The following is a 16,654-nucleotide window of genomic DNA, read 5'->3' on the forward strand; positions in this document are numbered from 1 at the left end:
ACCATACCGAACACAGAAGTTAAGCCCAACAACGCCGATGGTACTCGGAGGGAAGCCTCCCGGTAGAGTAGGAAGCTGCTAAACAAATTAAACTGATACATGAGTATCAGTTTTTTTGTGCCTTTTTTTATTAGAATTTTCTTTGATATTTTTATTTTTTTAAATAATTGTCTATTATTTATTTATATTTCAATTATTAGATTATGTTTTTTAATATTTTAGAAGAGTAAATAAATTCTGAATTTAAAAATTTAGTCAAGGGCAAAAATCTTCCTGTACCTATCCTCAGCACCGTAAGTTTTTGCTAGGATTTTTTTGATTTTTATATTATTTTCGTAGATAAAACTTAAGACTTGGTTGATTTTTGAATCTTTAAGGTTAAAAATTATGGAATTTTCAGCTTCTTTTATCTGGTATTTTATATTTTCTGAATTTGTATCTAAAAAATTTTGTAAAACTTTCATATCGTCTGAATTTTCTAAAAATATCCTATATTCAGTTTGCTTATAAATTTCTATATCTTCGTAGATTACAGAACCGCCTTTTAGAAAAAGTATATCGTTAGTAATGTAATCAAGCTCATTTAAGCTATGAGAAGAAATTAGAATTGTCGTATTATTTTCGCCAAGGTTTTTTATCAAATCTCTAAATTTAAAAATACTATCAGTGTCAAGACCGTTTAGAGGCTCATCCATAAGTATAAGCTTAGGATTATTACAAAGAGCCATAGCAAGAAGAAGCCTTTGCTTCATGCCAAGTGAGTAGGAGCTTACGATTTTTTTATAAAAAGATCCTATATCAGCAAGTTCTATAACTTCTTCAATTCTTTCTTGGGGGATTTTTTGTATATCGCAAATGTATTTAAGATGGTCAAAGCCTGTTAGATATGGATATAAAACTCTATTATCTTTTAGAAAAGAAACTTCTCTAAAAATCTCATAATCTTTATTAGATTTGCCCAAAATTTCAATCTCGCCACTATCAAAGCTTATAAGATTCATCATACAATTCATAAGAGTAGATTTGCCAGAACCGTTTGGACCGATAAGGGCTAGGACTTGGGGTTTTTCTATCTTAAATGATAGGTCATTTAAAACTTTGTGCTTGCCATAAGATTTATTTAAATTTTTTACGTCAACAATCATAATACTCTCCTTGATTTTGTGCTATAATAATTATAACATGATAATGTAATAAAATACACAGATAAAGCAGTGGGGAAATTATGATTAGACTTGAGATAAAGAAATTTTTTAAAAATGGCAATTTTTGGGCGGTTTTTTTGCTTGCCTTAATTCTTACTATTTATGGCAACTTTTTTTCAATAAATATGTTTGATAGGCAAATTGATGAGGCGGTTGGAGATTTTGATTTTTTGTATGAAGTTGTATCTGGCCAAGAAGATGCTCCATTTCTTGAGCAGATAAGCATAAATGAATATGCTTGGCAAGGAAAAAGCAAGGAATTTAATGAAGATTATACAAAAATACAAAAAATGAAGGGCGATGACGAAGAAAGAAGCGAAAAAGAGATTCGTTATGATTTTTCTTATCCAGCTGTTAACCATGATTACATCAATGAGATTAAAAATTTTATAAATAAGTATGATCTAAAACTAACAAAAGAATATGAGGAAAAACTTTCTTATTATGATGTGGCTTACCAATATTTGGATAAAAACAAGGTCGATGTGGATAAGTTTTTAAATGACAATTACCAAAGCTCTGCCAATATTTTATTTACCAACTTAAATTTATATTTTGGCTTTATTCCTTGTATTTTGCTGGGATTTTTGTTGGTAAATTCCATAGGAGATGATTACAAAAAAGATAATATCTTATTGTATTTCACAGAGCCTTTTTCTAGAAAAAGATATTTGCTAAATAAAATCATAAGTTTTATCGGCTTGGGTCTATTTTATAGCCTATTAATATTTTTCTTTTCTTTTATCTGTGGATTAATTAAAAAAGATATAAATTTCTTGCTGGATTTTCCTATTAGAATTTATGAATATAAGGAAATTTACATCTTATTTTATCAATATCTACAAAAAGTAGTAGGACTTTTTATTTTTAAAAGCCTTTTGATTTTTGCCCTTTCAAGCTTAATAATTTTAATTTTTAAAGACAATAGTATTGCAACCATCATTCAAAGCTCTATTTTTGCCCTTTTATATATAGTGACCGATGTTTTTGACAAACTAAAAAATCTCTACAATCCTATATATTTTACCTACGATAAGTTTTTCTTGGGAGCTTATGAGCTAGATCCAAGTCTAAATGGAGTTTCAAACAATCCTTTTGTCTATGTGGGTCCAAGGGTAAGGGTCATGTTTTTTGTAATATATTTAATTCTAATATTTGTCCTATTATTGATCTCCTTTAGATTCTTGGCCATTGATAAGATGATAAAACTAAAGTATAAGGCTATTTCAAGAACAAAGCCAACGTCTATTATGGGATTTGAATTTTACAAAAGCGGGAAATTCTTAGATCAAAAAATTCCTTATATTCTAGGAGGATTTTTGATAGTTGTTTTAATTTCATCCAATTTGTACTATGTAAATAATGTTGGAAAAGAATATTTTCAGGCGGATATGCTAAAATTAGCCTTAACAATGAGCATTGAAAATAATAAAGAAGAGCATTTTTATCCAAAATCTTCTTATATGGAAGAAAATCGCAAAGAATTTGAAGAATCGACCAGGCGACTTGAAGAATACAATAATTTGGAAAATCTTTATAGGGAAAAGGATCCGAACTTTTACAAGTTGCTATATGAAACCAACGCCTATATTGATGGACTTGATCGAGATTATAGGGGCAATGTTTTTGCTGAAGAAAGCGTAAATATCAATCCACTTACTCTAAAAAATGGGGACTTGTCAGTATTTTCTAAAGAAGTTAGGGAAAATTATAAAAAACTTTTGCTAGAGAAAGATCTAAAGCCGATGAAAGTTTTATTTAACAGGTCTCTTAGCTGGTATGACGAGGATAAAAATCCTAAAGATTTAGACTTTGCCATGGCAAGACAAATTCCGCTTGATATTTCTTCTTTTATGCTAGTTTATAGATTTATCTACAAATACAATTTGCCAGTACTTTTGATTTTGCTTTGCCTTTATCTTTTCGGGACAAATTATAATAGAGATTTTGAAAAAAGCGATTCTTTGGATTTCTTATACACAAATCCAATAGATAAGGGAAAATATTATGATAAGAAATACTTGGTTGGTTTGCTAGAATCCTTGAAATATTTTGCCTTTGTACTAGCTCTTATACTTATCATTGGACTTATCTTTGACCCTCGCAAAACACTAGCTTATCCGATTTTAAGATATGAGGGAGCAGTTAAAAATCCTATGGAAAATATGGATTATTCATCCTATTACACTTATATCAGCCTTGGAAAATATCTCTTAGAAGCTTTGGCGCTTTCGCTAAGCCTACTTGTTTTGCTCTATACTTTTGCCCACAGCCTAAGTGTAAAAATCAAAAATAGATATAAGATTTATTTTATTATGACACTTGTTGGATTAATCCTAATACTTGCTGTAAGATATTTGCCAAATACTAGTAGTTTTAATCCTTTGGCATATTTTTCAATCAACGATGTAGTCGATGGATCAATAGCTGTAAAGAAAAATATCCTGGGAATAAGTGTCGCTAAGGGCATAAGTCTTATGCTAATTTTAAGTGGAATAATTTATTTTGTAGGAAGAAAAATAAGCACTAGAGTTGATTAATTTAGAAGATTTATAAATAATATTGACAATAGTGCTTATAAATGTTAAGTTAATATCAAGAGATTTAGATAATCCTTAGGGAAAGTACACTTATTTAAATCTTTTTTGAGCTAATTAATGATTATTATGGAACTAAAAGCTTAGGTTTTCCTAAAAAGTACACGCTTTTGGTTGTATTTGCTATGTGCAAATTTCCATAAGAATCATTAATTTTTTTGTGGAAAAAACTTTTAAAGCTTGTGAGGAAAATTATGATTAGATCTTATAAGTGCGTGGATAATCCAAGTCGTGCCATAAATAAAGAAACTTATACAAATCCAAAGCTTATGGCAGAATTTGCCAAATCGGGCAGATATATTTCACTTCCAATCATTCCCATAATTTCTGTTTGTTTGGGAGTCGAATTTGAAAATGGGATAAAAGCTGTCCCAATTTTTGAAAAAATTGAAGAAATTGATTTGCAAATGGATTATGAAAATCAAGCTTACAAAACTATGGTACAATCCTTGGAAATTCTAGATCCAGCAAAAACTGTAATAGAAATTAGAGGACCTTTGGCAACACTTGATAATTTTCTCGAACTTACAAAAGTTATGCGAGCTATGAAGAAAAAAAGAGAAATTTTAAATGATCTTTACGACAAACTTTCAGATATTTACATAGATTTTATTAAAAAAATGCTTGAAAAAGATGTAAAAGTTTTTTCTTTTTCTGAAAGTATCCTTGATCCCAAAGTTTTGGGAGAAAAAGAAATTGCAAGATATGTAGACGATTTTTTGGAAAAATTTTTAAAAAAAGTTTTGCTATTGGGAAAAAATTACGAATTTACTTTTCACCTTTGCCCCAAATCAACTTTTGCCCTCATTGACTTAGATAAGGCTTATTTTGAAGAGATAAAATTTGAAAAACCTAAAAAATACATAGATATTTTGTTTAGCGAAAATTCCCTTATGGGCGATAGATGCATAAATTTAGCTGATAAAAGTTTTGATAAAGTAAACAAGATTAAAATAGGGAGGGAAAATGCCTAGGAAAGAAGAATATTTTGATAAGATGGCACAGATGGTTATAGATGAAGAAGATGAGGAAATTGCAGATCTTTGTAGGGCTTATCTAGCTGAAGGCTACGATCCAGAAGAGGCGATTTTTAAGGGGCTTATCAAAGGAATGAACGAGGTTGGCAAACTTTTTGAAGAAGAAGAATATTATATTTCAGATCTTCTAATTTGCTCTGATGCCATGTATAACGGTATCGATGTTCTAACAGAAAAAATGGAAAGTCACCAAGAAAAAAATTTGGCGACAGCAGTTATTGGCGTTGTCGAGGGCGATACTCACGATATAGGTAAAAATTTAGTAAAACTTATGCTAGAAATAGCTGGTTTTAAGATGATAGATTTGGGAAAAGACGTTCCTTGCGAAAAATTTATAGATGAAGCCTTGGCAAATGATGCAAAATTTATAATGATGTCAACTCTTATGACGACAACCATGGAAAATATGAAAAAAGTTATAGATATGCTAAAAGAGCGAGGCCTTCGCGATAAATTTATTGTGATGATTGGAGGAGGCCCAGTTTCAGAAAGCTTTGCCCAAAAAATCGGAGCAGATGCCTATAGCGAAAATGCAACAGAAGCTGTAAAAGTAGCCAAAAGTTTTATTGGAAAATGAAAATAAAAATCGAAAATTTAGACACAGAATTTCAAGCAAGTGGAGAAGATGTCCTAAAAGATTTTTTGGAAAATTCTGTAAAGATCAATAATTTTTGCAATGGCAAAGGAACTTGTGGCAAATGCAAGATAAAAATTTTATCTGGAATTGTAAATCCACCAAGCGAAAAAGAAAAATTGCTTTTAAGCAAAGAAGAAATTAAGGAAAATATCAGACTTGCCTGCCAAATTTCTCCGCAAACTGATATAAAAATAAGAAATTTTTACGAAAATTCAAAACTAGAAATATTAGATGTTGGGGAAATTCCTGATTTTAAAAAAGATTATAGATCTGGCTATGGTTTTGCCATAGATATTGGAACTACGACAATTGCCGTTTATTTGGTAGATTTATCAACTGGTGAAATCGTGGGCAAAACTTCATCTATTAACCCTCAAAGCAAATACGGTCTTGATGTAATGACTAGAATTAGCTTTGAATATGAAAACTCCAAGGGAAAAGACCTATTAAAAGAAGTTTTAGTAAAAAGCTTAAACGAGCTTTTGCATAGACTCATAGAAGATTTTGAAATCGAAAAAAATTTTATCAAAGAAATTATTGTAGCTGCCAACACTACTATGTTACACATGCTAGTAGGAGCTGATGCAAGAAAACTTGGGAGATTTCCCTATGAGGCGGAATTTTTACAAGGGCAAAAATTTTACGCAAGAGATTTGGCCATAGATTTTCCCGCAAATCTTTACACTTTGGCAAATGTTTCAGCTTTTATAGGCAGCGACATAGTAGCTGGAGTTTATCTTACAAAACTAAAAGAAAAGGAAAATACCTTATTTATAGATATTGGAACAAATGGTGAAATGGTTCTAAAAACTAGAAATAAATTGTATGCTTGCTCAACTGCAGCAGGGCCAGCCTTAGAGGCGATGAATATATCATCTGGTATGCGTGCAGAAAGAGGAGCTATTGAAGAAATAAAAATAGAAAAAGATCAAATAAGACTAAAAATTATAGGAGGTAAAAAAGCTAAGGGCATATGCGGAAGCGGCCTACTAAGCGCCGTAGCAGATGCGATTGAGAATAAATTAATTAACAAAAGAGGAAGGATAATAGATCCAAAAAACTTGGAAAATTCTGATTTTAGAAAAAACTATATCAGAGAAAATGAAAATGGTAAGAGATTTATAATTTTAGATAAGGAAAATAAAATTTACCTAAGCCAAGATGATATAAGAGCAGTTCAACTTGCCAAAGGCGCGATTTTATCGGGATTTTTAACACTTTTACAAATAGAAAAAGTTGAAATAGAGAACTTAAATTCTGTAATAATTGCTGGTGCTTTCGGCTCGCATCTAAAAAAATCTGACATAAGCAAAGTTGGAATTTTGCCAAAAGAAGTAGAAAATTTGATAACTTATGTGGGAAATTCGTCCCTAGTTGGGGCATATATGGCTCTTATGAATCCCCAAATAAAAAATGAAATGGAAGACTTGGCCAAGGAAATTTCCTATGTGGAACTTTCAACAAGCAAAGATTATGAAAAAACATTTGCAAGAGCTATGCAATTTTAGGAGGAAAATATGAAAAAAATCAACAAATATCTATTAGCAATTTTAACAATCACAAGTCTAAGCCTAAGCGCTTGTAACAATCAAGCAAAAGAAGCGCCAAAAGAAGAAACAAAAGTAGAAGAAAAATCTGAAACTCCAGAAACTACAAGTGTAAAGATAACAATTTACGATAAGGTTAATGACAAAGAAATCCTAACAGAAGATGCAGAAATAGGAAAAGATGGTCTAGAAAAATACCTAGAAGAAAAACACCAAGCTAAATTTGAAAATGGAATGATGACAGAACTAGCAGGCATAAGCCAAGATAAGGATAAAAACCAATACTGGATGTATTATGTAAACGACCAAATGGCAGAAGTTGGCATCGGCGATTATGAAGTCAAAGAAGGAGATAAAATAGAATTTAGATTTGAACAAATGTAGATGGATACTAGAAAACTTACAAGACTTGCAAGTCTTATCGCCATTTGTGTGTTAAGTAGAATTAATTTTCAACTTATTCCCAATGTGCAAATTTTATCAGATATTATCCTAATTCTTGCCATTGATGGAAAGCTTGACGAAGCGATAATTGTAAATGCCATAACCATGACAGTGACAAGCTTTTATCTGGGCTTTGGTTATTGGGTGATTTTTCAAATTGTAGATTTTGCCATACTAAGCCTAATAAATTTTATAATTTTTAAAAAAATTAATAAAACTGATTTGACCAAGGCCCTAGCTCTTGGCGGATCAGGATTTATTTACGGGCTATTAATTACCTTAATGCAAGTTTTGATAATAGATGCAGGCAAAATTTCATTTATTGCCTTGTATGTGGGTTCAATTCCCTTTGATATCAACCATATGCTGGGAAATATTGCCATTTATTTTATCCTAATCAAAAGATTGGAAGAATACATCACCGGCAAGAAACATTTTAGAAGTCTAACTTAGGAAGAAAAATGAACAAAGAAGAACTGGAAAAAGAACTTAAAAAATACCCATCACAGATGAATTCACATGAGAGATTGAAGGCTTATCTAAGTGGACAAAGAGTCGATCATCTGCCCTACAATATAATGAGCTTGGATGTGGTTTATGGATATAATTTAGGCTATTCTATAAAAGAATTTTCAAATATCGACAGGCAAATTGAAGTTACCGACAAATTAGCAAATGAATATAAGATTTTTGGAATTTCTCAAGGCCTAAATCTTAGAACCATGGCCTACGCCCTTGGATCTACTGGGATTTTCCCAGAAAATGGAATAGATCGTGTCGATAAATATTTCCTAGATGAAAAGCTTGATGTAAATCTTTTGCAAATGCCAGATCCTTACAAAAATAAGATTTTGGCAGAAAAATTAGCAAATGCAAGAAAATTAAGAGAAAAATTTCCCGACCATCCTATTAGAACTTTTCTTGCTGGACCAATTTCCACGGCAGCAGCTCTTAGACCTTTAAGCAAATTACTAAGAGATTTAAGAAAAAATCCAGAAGAAGTGAAAAAATTATTGGAATTTTGCCTAGAAGCAAATATGAAATGGGCAGAAGTTTTTTATAAGGAATTTGGACCAGGAAAAATTATGATTGCAGATCCAGTAGCTTGCGATGATATTTTATCTCCCAAACAAGCCAAGGAATTTTCATATCCATATTTAAAAGCTTTGACAAGTGGACTTAGAAAACTTAATGGCATAAAGCCAGACCTACATATTTGTGGCCACACCAAAAGGCAGTGGGAAGATTTAAAAGATTTTGATATAGAATTTTTTAGCGTGGATAATTGCCATGATTTAGAGGAATGCAAAATTGCCATAGAAGACAAATTAGGCTTAATGGGCAATCTTCCACCAGTTGATATTATGAAAAATGGGACCATTGATGATGTAATTGATGCTGTTAAAGCTTGTATAAAAAAGGGAGCGGATGCAAAAAATGGATACATACTTGCAACAGGCTGTGGGACTCCAGCAGAAACTCCCAAGGAAAATGTCGATGCCTTTGTCTATGCAGTAAGAAAATATAGCAAAGATGCAAGAATTAATGAAATACCAAAAGCTCTTTATCAATAATGATAATTTAAGCTTTTTGTATAAATACTTATGAAAGGAGGATTGATGGATAAAGAAGAACTAAAAATAGAAATGGAAAATTATAGGCCAAAGATTAGTTCGGGTGAAAGGATTTCCGCCTATCTAAATGGTCAGGTGGTGGATCATCTTCCCTTTGCAATAATGTCCACCAATAGGATAATTGCAAATTGTCTTTCTTATAGCATTAGCCAATTGGAAGATGTCGATGTCCTAACTGATATTGTAAAATACAAATACGATCACTACAAAATAGTTGGACTAACAGAGGAGCTTTCTCTTAGAACTATGGGCCAAGCTGTAGGATCAAAGCTTGTTTTTCCAGAAAATGACATAGATTATATAGAAAAATTTGTCATGGAAGATCAGCTTAATATGAATCTAATAAAAATGCCAGATCCCTATAGCAACGAAGTTTTGCTTGCAAAGCTAAAAAGAGGAAAAATCATGAAAGATAGATTTCCTGATATGGTAATTGAAACTGAAATCCCAGGGCCAATTACAACGGCAGCAGCCATTAGACCAGTGGATAAACTTCTTAGAGATCTTAAGAAAAATCCTGATGGAGTAAAAAAACTTTTAGATTTTTGCTATGAGGCTAACTTATCTTGGGCAAAAGCTTTCAAAAAGGAATTTGGACCGACAAGCGTAATGGTGGTTGACCCAGTAGCTTGCGATGATATTTTATCGCCAAAACAAGCTTTGGAATTTTCCCTACCTTATCTAAAAAAACAACTAAGTGCCTACTATGAACTAAATGGAATCAAGCCAAATTTACACATTTGTGGCCATACCAACAGACAATGGAAATATTATAAAGATTTTGATATAGATTTTTTCAGTGTCGATAATTGTGAGGACTTAGAAGCTTGCAAAAAAGCAATCGAGGATAAGCTTATAGTTGTGGGAAATGTTGCACCAGTAGAAGTGATGCGCTATGGAAGTATTGATGATGTAATAGAAGCTGTAAAAACTTGCATAAAAAAAGCAGCAGATGCCAAAAGTGGCTATATAGCAGCTACAGGCTGTGGCTCACCAGTAGGAACGCCAATAGAAAATTTAAATGCTTTTATCTACGCAATCAATAAATATGGCAATAATGCCAAAATCGGTCAAATGCCAGAAGCTATTAAAAGCTAGAGAGGATAAAAAATGGAAACTTATAAAAACACTAAAGCTAATGCCTATGCCTTGATACCCTTATTAGTCTTTGTAATAATTTATTTTGTAACAGGAATTATTTTGCAAATTCAAGGCGTGGAAAATGCTTTTTATCAAATGCCAGCACCAGTTGCAGCTTTTGTCGCTGTAATAGTTGCCTTTATACTTTTTAAAGATGACTTAAATTCGAAATTTTCTATATTTATAGCAGGCTGTGGCGATGAAAATATCATAACTATGTGCCTAATTTACTTACTTGCAGGAGCTTTTTCTACAGTTGCTCAAGCAAGCGGTGGTAGGGATGCAGTAGTTAATCTTGGTCTTAGATTTGTCCCGGCCAATCTTATAATTGCAGGAATTTTTATAATAGCAGCTTTTATGTCAACAGCAACTGGTACATCAGTAGGAACCATCTCAGCTCTTACAACAGTTACAATAGGCCTTGCCCAAGGAGCTGGTCTAAATCTTGCTATGAGCCTTGCAGCCTTAGTGTCTGGTTCAATGTTTGGAGATAACTTATCCATTATTTCCGATACGACCATAGCTGCAACAAAGACTCAAAATGTAGATATGAAAGATAAATTTAACCTAAACCTAAAAATCGCACTGCCAGCAGCTATCATTACTTTGGTATTATTTATAGCTTTTGGTAGACCAGAAACTGTAATTCCAATAGAAACAAGCCAAATAGAAATAGTAAAAGTATTGCCATATTTACTTGTCTTGGTAACAGCCCTTATTGGAATCAACGTATTTGTAGTTTTGACCAGTGGAATAATTTTTGCAAGCGTAATTATGCTTTTCCAAAATTCCTTTGATTATATAGGTCTATCAAAACTTATCTATGAAGGTTTTACATCAATGACAGAGATTTTTATCTTGTCAATGCTTATTGGTGGACTCTCCTACATGGTTAATAAAGAAGGTGGACTTGATTTTATAAACAAAAAAGTTTTGGGCTTTGTAAAAGGAAGAAAATCTGCGGAAATTGGAATTTGCCTAATAGTATTTTTGATGGATATAGCTGTAGCCAACAACACCGTAGCCATTGTAATTGCAGGACCTATAGCCAAGAAATTATCAAAAGATTATAAGGTTGACCCAAGAAGATCGGCCTCACTTTTGGATATTTTCTCTTGCGTTGGTCAAGGACTTATCCCTTATGGAATTCAGCTTCTAATAGCAGCAAAAATTACCCAAGGACTCCTTGCACCAGTTGACATAATGCCATTTCTATTTTACCAGTACCTACTAGCAGCTTTTGCAATCTTATCAATATTTGTAGATTTTGCAAAAACTAAAGATAAGTGGAATTTTGAAAAAGACATGCCAGAAAGTGCAATTTTAAAAGAAAATTTATAAAAAATAATCGGAGGATTTTATGGAAATTAATAAAAATCGTAAAACAATAAACCTAATAGCAGGTTTGATAATCGGTGCCATAGCCGCATTTTTGGTAAAAAATGGCAACCCTGGTAACATGGGTTTTTGCCTTGCTTGTTTCTGGAGAGATATAGCAGGAGCAATCGGCCTTCACTCAGCAGCAAAAGTTTCATACATTAGACCAGAAATTATAGGCTTTATATTAGGAGCTTGTATAATGGCTAATATCAGAGGAGAATTCAAATCTAAGGGAGGATCTGCTCCAATTTTAAGATTTACTCTTGGATTTACCTCAATGATAGGAGCTTTGATGTTTTTAGGTTGCCCACTTAGACTAATACTTAGACTTGCAGGTGGAGATGCCAATGCAATTGTCGGCTTATTAGGTTTTATTTGTGGTATAGCAATCGGCGTATATTTCCTAAAAAAAGGATTTTCTCTAGGACGTGCTCATGATCAAAGCAAAATTGCCGGATATTTTATGCCAGCATTTATGGTTTTATTATTAGTATTTTTGCTAGTAAAACCAGAATTTATAGTATTTGCAACAGAAGGACCAGGATCTAAACATGCTCCAATTATAATGTCAATAATAGCAGGATTAATCGTTGGATCCTTATTCCAAAGAACAAGACTTTGTACAGCAGGAGCATTTAGAGATATAATTTTAGTAAAAGATAATACCTTATTTATGGGAGCTCTTGGAATTTTCATCGGTGCTTTAGTAATGAACCTAGTATTTGGCCAATTTAAATTTGGCTTTGCTGAACAACCAGTAGCTCACAGCAATCACTTGTGGAATTTCCTAGGAACACTATTGATGGGATTCTCATCAGTATTAATGGGTGGTTGCCCAATTAGACAAACAGTATTATCAGGTCAAGGCGATAACGATGCAGCAATTACAGTAATAGGATTAATCATAGGGGCTGCATTTGCTCACAACTTTGGACTAGCATCAAGCCCAGAAGGTCCAACAGTTAATGGAATGATAGCAGTAGCAATTTGTTTTGTAATAAACTTACTAATAGCAAGTATGTCAAAAAGGAGTAATGCATGAAAGAAGTAGATACAAGAGGATTAAGCTGTCCAGAACCAATAATGTTAACCCAAGAAGCAACCCTAACAGGCGAAAACAATATCGAGGTTTTAGTAGATACAGAAGTAGCCAAAGAAAATGTAATAAGATTTCTAGAAAATGCTGGTTACAAAACTAGTGTAAATGAAGAAAAAGATTATTACAAAGTTATTGGAAATAAATAATAAATGAGCTAAAAAGGTCTTTGTAAATTTTTGCAAGGATCTTTTTAAATAAAATTATCCAAAAAATAAAATTTGTGTTAATATATAAGGGTAAATAAGATTATTGGGATATAGCCAAGTTGGTAAGGCACCAGATTCTGACTCTGGAGATCGTAGGTTCGAGTCCTACTATCCCAGCCAAAATATTTTAATTATAAGGGAAAATCGTATGCGACAAAGCTAATCAAAGTTATAATTTATGTGTCAATTGTAAAATTATGCTGTATTACGATAGCCAAGTTGCTAAGGCATAAGATTCTGCGTCTTACGATCGTAGGTTTGCGTCCTACTATCCCAGCCATTTTACTAGATCGAGTATGTCGGTCTTTTTTTATACTTATTTTTAGTTTTCTTAAAAAAATATTGGAAATAATCATTTGTCTGTATAAATTTATGTATATTAGCAAGATAAGTCAAATTACTTTGAAATAAATTTATTAGCTAAAAATATATTTGACAAAACGTTTTCTTAGAACTAGAATTATAGTAAGAACACATAAGGAGGTTTTGATGTTATTTAAGACTACAGATGAGCATGAAGCTCTACGTAAAAAAGTTAGAGCATTTGCAGAAGAAAAAGTAAAACCTATTGCTTTTGATCTAGATCAAAAAAATGAGTTCCCAGATGATATTGTAAAAGAAATGGGACAACTTGGATTTTTGGGCATACCTTATCCAAAAGAATACGGCGGCCAAGGTCTAGATGTTTTAAGCTACGCTATTACAGTAGAAGAATTATCTAGAGTAGATGGTGGTGTTGGTGTAATTTGCTCAGCACATACATCTCTTGGAAGCTACCCAATTTTTGCCTTTGGTACAGAAGAACAAAAACAAAAATATCTTGTTCCACTAGCTAAAGGTGAAAAAATCGGTGCTTTCGGTTTGACAGAAGAAAACGCTGGTTCAGATGCTGGTGGTACAGAAACAACAGCAGAACTTGATGGAGATAGATATATCCTAAATGGTAAAAAAATATTTATCACCAACGCTCCAAAAGCTGATACTTATGTTGTATTCGCAGTTACAACTCCAGGTATCGGAACCCATGGTATTTCTGCATTTATCGTAGAAAAAGGCATGGAAGGATTTACATGCTCTGATCACTATGATAAATTAGGTATTAGATCATCATCTACTGCAGAATTACACTTTGACAATGTAAAAGTTCCAAAAGAAAACTTACTTGGCAAAGAAGGTCAAGGTTTTAAGATTGCTATGGCAACTCTTGATGGTGGTAGAATTGGTATTGCTTCACAAGCATTAGGTATTGGCCAAGGTGCTTACGAATCAGCTCTAGCTTATGCTAAAGAACGTGAACAATTTGGTATGCCAATAGCTCACTTACAAGCAAATACATTCAAACTTGCTGATATGGCAACTCAACTTGATGCTGCAAGACTTATGATTTACAGAGCTGCAGAACTAAAAGAAAATCATGAAAGATATTCTGCAGAAGCAGCTATGGCTAAACAATTTGCTTCAGATCTTGCTATGAAGATTACAACAGAAGCTATCCAACTTTACGGTGGTTCTGGATTTATCAAGGGTGTTGATGTTGAAAGATTCTTTAGAGATGCAAAAATTACCCAAATCTATGAAGGAACTAACGAAATCATGAGAGTTGTTGTCGGTGCAAACACAGTCGGACGTGCACCCAGAGTCCAAGCAGTTGGAAGAAAATCAAAACAAGGTCCAATTGCAGGGATCAGAAAAGGGGAGATCTTTGAAGGAGATCCTAAAGAAGCGGTTAAAAATTTAGTAGCAGCTTTAAAGAAAGATGGATACGACTTTACAGTTGGTATAGATCCATGGACACCAGTTACAGAAGCTGAAAGAATAGTTGTTGCAGGTCGTGGTATCGGTGAAAAGAAAAATATGAAATTAATAGAAGATCTTGCTTACCAAGCAGGAGCAGCTATTTCATCATCAAGACCAGTAGCAGAAACATTAAAATATGTCCCACTTGATAGATACGTTGGTATGAGTGGTCAAAACTTCAAAAATAACCTATATATAGGTGTCGGAGTTTCAGGCGCTGGCCAACACTTAAAGGGAATCCGTGATGCATCTACAATAGTTGCAATTAACAACAGCAAAAATGCACCAATCTTTAACAACTGTGATTATGGTATAGTTGGGGACTTTGCAGAAGTTTTACCATTACTAATCAAAGAATTAGATAACGGCGAAGCTAAGAAACCTGCTCCACCAATGAAGAAAGTTAAGAGAAGCAAACCTCGTAAGATGGCACCAAAAGAAGATATTTATCTTGACTTAGGTTCAGGTTATGAATATAACCCAGAAATCGGTGATCCAACACAAGGAATCGAACCAGGTACACCATTTGACAAATTGCCAGATAGCTGGGTATCACCAGTATCAGGTGAAGCTAAAGAAGAATTCATCAAATTTGAATTCCCAGAAGATAGAAAGTAGGGATTATGTATACAGTTAGAAAAGTAACAGATGACTTATATTATGTAGGTGGGGATGATAGAAGACTAGCCCTATTTGAAAATATTTTTCCAATACCACAAGGCGTATCATATAACTCCTACCTATTAATGGATGAAAAAACAGTTTTAGTAGATGCAGTAGACTGGTCAATTACTCGTCAATATATAATCAACGTTAGCCGTGTACTTAACGGTCGTGACCTTGACTATATGATAGTTAACCATATGGAACCAGACCACTGCTCATCAATCGAATTAATGCTTGAAAGATATCCAAATCTAAAAATCATTTCTTCTGAAAAGGGAGTAATGTTTATGAGACAATTTGGTTATCACGTAGATGATAGATATATAGAAGTAAAAGAAGGCGACACCATGAACTTCGGTAAGCATACACTTGCTTTCGTAGAAGCTCCAATGGTTCACTGGCCAGAAGTTCTAATGACATTTGATGTAACAAACGGAGTATTATTCTCAGCTGACGCTTTTGGTTCATTTATCGCTAACAACGGTAGATTATTTGCCGATGAAGTTGATTGGGATCGTGATTATCTAGATGAAGCTCGTCGTTATTACACAAATATCGTTGGTAAATATGGTACATTCGTACAAAAAGCTCTAGCAAAAGCTGGCGGACTTGATATTAAATACATCTGCCCACTTCATGGACTTGTATGGAGAGATAACTTTGGTTATATCTTAGATAAATATACACATTGGGCAACCTATGAACCAGAAGAAGATGGTGTACTAATTGTATATGCATCTATGTATGGTAACACAGAATTTGCAGCTCAAGCACTTGCATCAAAATTATGTGAAGCAGGAATTACAAATATCAGTCTAAGAGATGTATCAAGCACTCACGTATCTACACTAATAGCAGAAGCTTTCAAATACTCAAACATAGTTCTAGCATCAGTAACCTACAACCTAGGAATTTATCCACCAATGCTTAACTTCCTAGAAGATATGAAAGCACTTAATGTTCAAAACAGAGCAGTTACAATTATAGATAACGGAACATGGGCTCCACAAGCAGCAGAAAAAATGGAAGCTTTCATAGACAACGAAATGAAAGTAATGGATGTTCTTCCAGAAAGTCTAAACATAGTAAGTTCACTAAAATCAATGAAAGAACCAGAAATGGATGCTATTGTTGAAGGTATCAAGGACTCTATGAAAAAACGTAAAGAAGAAAAAGCAAAAGTAGCTGCACAAAAAAAACAATCTAAATAATAGATAATAAAAATGCCAGTAAGGGAAAAGCCCTCAGCTGGCATTTTTTTGCTT

Annotated in this window: 14 protein-coding genes and 1 tRNA gene; 14 read left to right on the forward strand and 1 reads right to left on the reverse strand. The window is 33.1% G+C overall.

Translation table 11 applies throughout. The features are described 5' to 3' along the window. Positions 1–251: 251 nt before the first annotated feature. Positions 252–1,145, reverse strand: a complete 894-nt coding sequence (locus CS884_RS00680) for an ABC transporter ATP-binding protein (protein ID WP_099320173.1) — start codon at positions 1,143–1,145, stop codon at positions 252–254. An 80-nt stretch (positions 1,146–1,225) separates the two neighbouring features. Between CS884_RS00680 and CS884_RS00685 the strand changes: the two genes are divergently transcribed. The 14 genes from CS884_RS00685 to CS884_RS00750 all read left to right on the forward strand — a co-directional run bounded on the left by CS884_RS00685 (position 1,226) and on the right by CS884_RS00750 (position 16,600). After that, positions 1,226–3,745 (forward strand): ABC transporter permease subunit, encoded by a 2,520-nt coding sequence (locus tag CS884_RS00685; protein WP_099320174.1) that lies wholly within the window; start codon positions 1,226–1,228, stop codon positions 3,743–3,745. Positions 3,746–3,996: 251 nt separating this feature from the next. Next, positions 3,997–4,776: a uroporphyrinogen decarboxylase family protein gene (locus CS884_RS00690; RefSeq protein WP_099320175.1), complete on the forward strand. Its 780-nt coding sequence runs from the start codon at positions 3,997–3,999 to the stop codon at positions 4,774–4,776. Then, positions 4,769–5,416: a corrinoid protein gene (locus CS884_RS00695; RefSeq protein WP_099320176.1), complete on the forward strand. Its 648-nt coding sequence runs from the start codon at positions 4,769–4,771 to the stop codon at positions 5,414–5,416. The genes CS884_RS00690 and CS884_RS00695 overlap by 8 nt, the downstream gene beginning before the upstream one ends. Next, positions 5,413–6,984: an ASKHA domain-containing protein gene (locus CS884_RS00700; protein WP_099320177.1), complete on the forward strand. Its 1,572-nt coding sequence runs from the start codon at positions 5,413–5,415 to the stop codon at positions 6,982–6,984. The genes CS884_RS00695 and CS884_RS00700 overlap by 4 nt, the downstream gene beginning before the upstream one ends. 9 nt (positions 6,985–6,993) lie before the next feature. After that, entirely contained in the window at positions 6,994–7,407 is a 414-nt protein-coding gene (locus CS884_RS00705) for a DUF4430 domain-containing protein (RefSeq protein WP_099320178.1), read from the forward strand. Beyond that, a complete protein-coding gene (locus CS884_RS00710; RefSeq protein WP_099320179.1) occupies positions 7,408–7,920 on the forward strand; it encodes a hypothetical protein in 513 nt (170 codons plus the stop codon). 8 nt (positions 7,921–7,928) lie between these two features. Further along, entirely contained in the window at positions 7,929–9,041 is a 1,113-nt protein-coding gene (locus CS884_RS00715) for a uroporphyrinogen decarboxylase family protein (protein WP_099320180.1), read from the forward strand. Between the two features lie 45 nt (positions 9,042–9,086). Beyond that, positions 9,087–10,199, forward strand: a complete 1,113-nt coding sequence (locus tag CS884_RS00720; protein WP_180753278.1) for a uroporphyrinogen decarboxylase family protein — start codon at positions 9,087–9,089, stop codon at positions 10,197–10,199. A gap of 12 nt (positions 10,200–10,211) precedes the next feature. Then, complete coding sequence (locus CS884_RS00725; RefSeq protein ID WP_099320182.1) at positions 10,212–11,582, forward strand: Na+/H+ antiporter NhaC family protein; 1,371 nt, start codon at positions 10,212–10,214, stop codon at positions 11,580–11,582. Between the two features lie 19 nt (positions 11,583–11,601). Further along, complete coding sequence (yedE, locus tag CS884_RS00730) at positions 11,602–12,663, forward strand: YedE family putative selenium transporter (protein WP_099320183.1); 1,062 nt, start codon at positions 11,602–11,604, stop codon at positions 12,661–12,663. Continuing rightward, positions 12,660–12,866: a sulfurtransferase TusA family protein gene (locus CS884_RS00735; RefSeq protein WP_099320184.1), complete on the forward strand. Its 207-nt coding sequence runs from the start codon at positions 12,660–12,662 to the stop codon at positions 12,864–12,866. The genes yedE and CS884_RS00735 overlap by 4 nt, the downstream gene beginning before the upstream one ends. Positions 12,867–12,970: 104 nt before the next feature. Beyond that, a tRNA-Gln gene (locus tag CS884_RS00740) sits at positions 12,971–13,046 on the forward strand. A gap of 369 nt (positions 13,047–13,415) precedes the next feature. Further along, positions 13,416–15,341 (forward strand): acyl-CoA dehydrogenase family protein, encoded by a 1,926-nt coding sequence (locus CS884_RS00745; RefSeq protein ID WP_099320185.1) that lies wholly within the window; start codon positions 13,416–13,418, stop codon positions 15,339–15,341. Between the two features lie 5 nt (positions 15,342–15,346). Then, entirely contained in the window at positions 15,347–16,600 is a 1,254-nt protein-coding gene (locus tag CS884_RS00750; RefSeq protein WP_099320186.1) for an FprA family A-type flavoprotein, read from the forward strand. The last annotated feature ends 54 nt before the right edge of the window (positions 16,601–16,654 follow it).

The organism is Anaerococcus sp. Marseille-P3625, from assembly GCF_900232825.1.
Taxonomy (GTDB): Bacteria; Bacillota; Clostridia; order Tissierellales; family Peptoniphilaceae; genus Anaerococcus.